4 protein-coding genes are annotated in these 4,189 nt (G+C 40.4%); all 4 read left to right on the top strand.

Annotated elements, in window-relative coordinates:
* The first annotated feature begins 25 nt into the window (after positions 1-25).
* Positions 26-94 carry a hypothetical protein gene (locus QMZ64_RS23220; RefSeq protein ID WP_367618653.1) on the top strand — a complete coding sequence of 23 codons (69 nt, stop codon included), beginning with the start codon at positions 26-28 and terminating at the stop codon, positions 92-94.
* Between the two features lie 776 nt (positions 95-870).
* Complete coding sequence (locus QMZ64_RS22830; RefSeq protein ID WP_017474124.1) at positions 871-1,242, top strand: hypothetical protein; 372 nt, start codon at positions 871-873, stop codon at positions 1,240-1,242.
* A gap of 153 nt (positions 1,243-1,395) precedes the next feature.
* Positions 1,396-1,479 (top strand): putative holin-like toxin, encoded by an 84-nt coding sequence (locus QMZ64_RS23225; protein WP_224991067.1) that lies wholly within the window; start codon positions 1,396-1,398, stop codon positions 1,477-1,479.
* A gap of 908 nt (positions 1,480-2,387) precedes the next feature.
* The gene (locus QMZ64_RS22835; RefSeq protein WP_025810908.1) at positions 2,388-3,956 is read left to right on the top strand and encodes a DNA cytosine methyltransferase; all 1,569 of its coding nucleotides are present in this window, start codon (positions 2,388-2,390) and stop codon (positions 3,954-3,956) included.
* Positions 3,957-4,189: the final 233 nt, after the last annotated feature.

Consider the following 4,189-nt stretch of genomic DNA (forward strand, 5'->3'; position numbering starts at 1 on the left):
GATTGATATCGGAACTGCAATTCAACTGATGTTGATGTTCGGCTCAATGATTATAGGGTTATTAGGACTGGCATACAATTTCTCGAAAAAGTAAGAATGTCAATGTCTTATATTTGTTCGTAGATACTCGTTGCCGCTGCCCCAATTTAAAAGTCTAGGAAACCGGGATTATCTTAAAATATCGAAAATAAAAAAAGCACAAAAAAAACCCTTGCAATCTGTCATAATCTGTCGTATGATAGATATGAAAGTGGGCGTATTGTGCCTTCGATTCATTCTCTGTCTGCAAGATGATATTGGGGTATCATCTTCAGTAGGATATAACGTCAACTGTTTTGCAAATACTATGTTATATCATCGGAATCACATTGTCAACAATCTGCTCACAAAAGATTATTGGCAATTCCATACATACTGAATATGCAGTGCAGCTGTGATGATTGCAGAAGGCACATATTCTCCTGCTTTCTAAAAAAATTAGAAAGGAGAATGCAATATGTGCAAATTACCTCTGCATTACCGTCAAAGCCATTTGGTTAGAGGGCACTTTTGGAATACTAAAAGGGGTCGAGTTTGGATCCCCGAACATATGAGGTCCGGAACATGGGTTAATGACCATTGTCCCGGCCTAACCAAATAAGTTTCCCTTAACAGGCCCATGATTGGGCCTGTTAAGGGTTGGATTAGTCGATAATTACATAAACAAAAAAAGAGCAGGGATGAATCCTGCTTTTTTGTTTGTTCGGGGTTTATTGCTTTATAACATTTCCTGGCTACAAAAACAGCCACCCTCTATGTCGAAGGAGAAAAGTTGATATCGTTTGTGGTAGGATAATAATAGAAATAATTCATTTTTAAGGAGATGGTTTCATGAGAAAAAACAATAAAGAAAAGACCATTACATATAGAGATTCTGACCCTGGTGTTCGAGAAGCTCTTATTAACGCCCAGATGCAGTCCGACGATCCGTATGAACAATTTAAATGGTTAAAAGAGAACAGGGAGCTAACAAATCAGCAATCCGTTATTGGTATGGTTGATCTAGTTCAAATGAATTTTAACGTTCATCAAGGAGAGAAAGTTGTTCTATCTGATGGTGAAATCGATTGTTTAATGCGTGGTCTTGGTGATGCGCTACGGCATATGCAAAAAGATCTACCGGAAGGTGTTTACCGTTATATTAAAATTAATATTGAAGACGCTTTAGAACATGCCATTAAACAGCAAAAAAAGAGAATATAATACCACTCACTGTCTTATACAATACAGAAGAACCAACAGAAAAAGCGAACCTTGTTTTTTTCATCCACTTTAGATAAAGTAAAAATAACAATAGATTCAGCTTCGTAAGGGCGGTCAGCTCACCTCCATTTCTTGACGAAAGGGGGTGAGGGTATGGCAGTTGAAAGCGCGATCCAACTAATGCTTACATTTGGCTTGTTGATTGTAGCGATAATGTCATCAGACAAAAAAAAGTAAGACCGTCCTGGCCGCTAAACTAAGACGATCTTACTTCTGAGAAATTAAGGCTGAAGCTGACTCCTTTACAGGAGCTATTCTATTGTCGATCGGTTAGATGTTCCCTCATCTGCCGATCTTTTTTGAATGCTTATTAACAGTGTACTCAAAAGCTTAATGTATATTCAATATATACTCATTATAACATTGGAAAGTTCAAAAACAAAGCTATAATACAGGCTCAATCGGCCATTTTGTTTTGTTCAGAAAATACCTTTCAAGGAACGGCCCAATCATTTCCTATCCTCTCTATATAGCTTACACCTAAACCAACCGTAACTGTAATGAACTCGCCCATAAATCGATACCATATATCATCACCTTCTAATACAACTATCTCCCGCCTGGAAGGAAAACTGAAGTTTTCCTTTGATTGAGAACGCAGGCATCGAGCCTGCTCTTACGGTTGCTGAAGCAACCGTTTAAAACCTCAAAACCACGCCAATCGGTAAGGCTGCGCTGAAGCGCAGCCTTTTTTACTTTTCCCTTTTGCCTTCCGAATCGTACAACGTGCGGAGCCGACTAAGCCACAAGCGCGGCAAAGTTTGCGCCTTTCAGGCTCTTTACCGCACTTCTGGCCAAGTCGGCGAGCCAAACAACAAGAGCAGCAACGGCTCTAGTCGTAACGGTAAAACTTCTGGAATTTTAAGCAGTCAAGCCTTTGCTTAAAATCCCAGAAGTAACCGTTTCGCTACCGGCCCTGGGCCGGCCGAGCCGCAGCTGTCGCTGAGGCGATTCCTCCCTCCGGTCGTCACTCTTGTCATTCGGCTAACCGCAGTTGTCCGTTCTCCATGCCAAAAGGGAAAAATAATCCCCCTTCGGGGAACTAACTTCCCTCCGGAAGGCAAAATGCAAAAGGAGAGAAAACCATGCTAATCAAAAAAAGAAAAGCCAAAAAAAGTAACCGAGGCATTTACCTTCAAGATTCACAGCTAAACGAAACTGAATTTAAAGCAGGAACTCATTTTAAATACATTATTGATCCTCACCTAAAGCAAATTGTTATACTGCCGTCGGATGAAAAAGGAAATACAGTATCAAAAAGAACCCTCAAGGATTCTGTAAAACCTGTCATAGATATAAGAAAAAAAGAAGCCCTTAGTGTATTTCGCGACGCAGACTATTTAGAAGTCGAGATTTACAACAACGAAATTCTTATCAAAGGGCTGGAAGAAAGCCGAGGCAATACACTTGCTTCAAAATTGAATAAGATCATTCCTTTCAGAAAAAAGAAGAGCCTCCCCAAAATAAATAAGCTCAAAAATAAAGTTGAAATTCTTGTATCAAAGCAACAGCTCAACAAAGCCGTCGGAAGCGAATTTCAGCAATTAACGATCTTTGATATTCTACAAGATTCGACAAATATCGCTACGGACACAGTCAACAACAACATATCGACTTTCAAAAGGGCCATAGATAACCTCAAAGTCCCTTTACAAATAATAAGTTTATTCAGTGGTGCAGGGGTCATGGACCAAGGCTTTATTGAAGCCGGCTTTGACATTAAATTTGCTTTAGAAAAGGATGCAGACGCAGTAAAAACATATGCCTTTAATATTGGCCAACACATTGAGCAAGCTGACATCAAAGATTTTGATTTTAAGCAATTTGAGCAGATAGGCGCGCCGATTATGGTAGGGGGGCCGCCATGCCAAGGTTTCTCCAGCGCTAATCGACATACCAATTATTTAGACAATCCTAATAATGAATTGATCAAATACTTTGTTAAAGCCGTGCAAGCGAATCCTCATTGCAAAGTATTCGTGCTTGAAAATGTCGAAGAGATTTTAACAGCCGGCAACGGCAAATTTAAAAATGAAATATTACAGGAGCTATCAGATTTTGAGATCACCACAGGGGTTATAAATTCAGCTGATATGGGATCGGCCCAAGTTAGACGACGAGCGATCTTTATCGGCTCTAAAATCGGCAGAATAGAGCTTCCTAAGCCCCTTATTCAACCTGGTGAATACAAAACGGTCCGGGAGGCTTTCGAGGGTTTAAATGACGCACTTCCAAATCAATTAGACATCACGAAAGCTCAGCCTCAAACCATTGAAAAAATGAAACATGTACCACAAGGCGGAAACTGGACCTCAATTCCTGATCAGCTTAAAACCGATAAAATGAAGTCCGGTAAAACACATAGTTCAATCTATAGAAGATTGGAATATGATAAGCCTTCCATCACGGTCACAAACGTTAGAAAAAGCAACATTCTTCATCCCACTGAAAATAGAACGTTGAGCATCAGAGAATGCGCGCGACTGTTTGGATTAAAAGACAATTTTGTCTTTAAAGGCAAACTAAGCTCTATGCAACAACAAATCGCAAATGCTGTTCCTGTTGAGTTGGCCAAAAGTGTTGCAATTGTAATTAAAACAGCCATCCAAAAATTCAATCAGCGACATAATTCTCCAAGCCCGGTTTTCATCTAACGGCCGGGCTTTTTTCTACGCCTGGAAGGAAAACTGAAGTTTTCCTTTAATTGAAGGCGCAGGCATCGAGCCTGCTTTACGGTTGCTGAAGCAACCGTTTAAAACCTCAAAACCACGCCAATCGGTAAGGCTGCGCTGAGCGCACCCTTTTTTACTTTTTCCCTTTTGCCTTCCGAATCGTACAACGTGCGGAGCCGACTAAGCCACAAGCGCGGCAAAGTTTGCGCCTTTCA

The organism is Bacillus sp. LB7, from assembly GCF_030449715.1.
Lineage (GTDB): Bacteria > Bacillota > Bacilli > Bacillales > Bacillaceae > Bacillus > Bacillus paralicheniformis.

Coding starts and splice junctions, on each gene's coding strand:
- QMZ64_RS22830 (WP_017474124.1), top strand. CDS start 871: ATGAGAAAAAACAATAAAGAAAAGACCATTACATATAGAGATTCTGAC.
- QMZ64_RS22835 (WP_025810908.1), top strand. CDS start 2,388: ATGCTAATCAAAAAAAGAAAAGCCAAAAAAAGTAACCGAGGCATTTAC.
- QMZ64_RS23225 (WP_224991067.1), top strand. CDS start 1,396: ATGGCAGTTGAAAGCGCGATCCAACTAATGCTTACATTTGGCTTGTTG.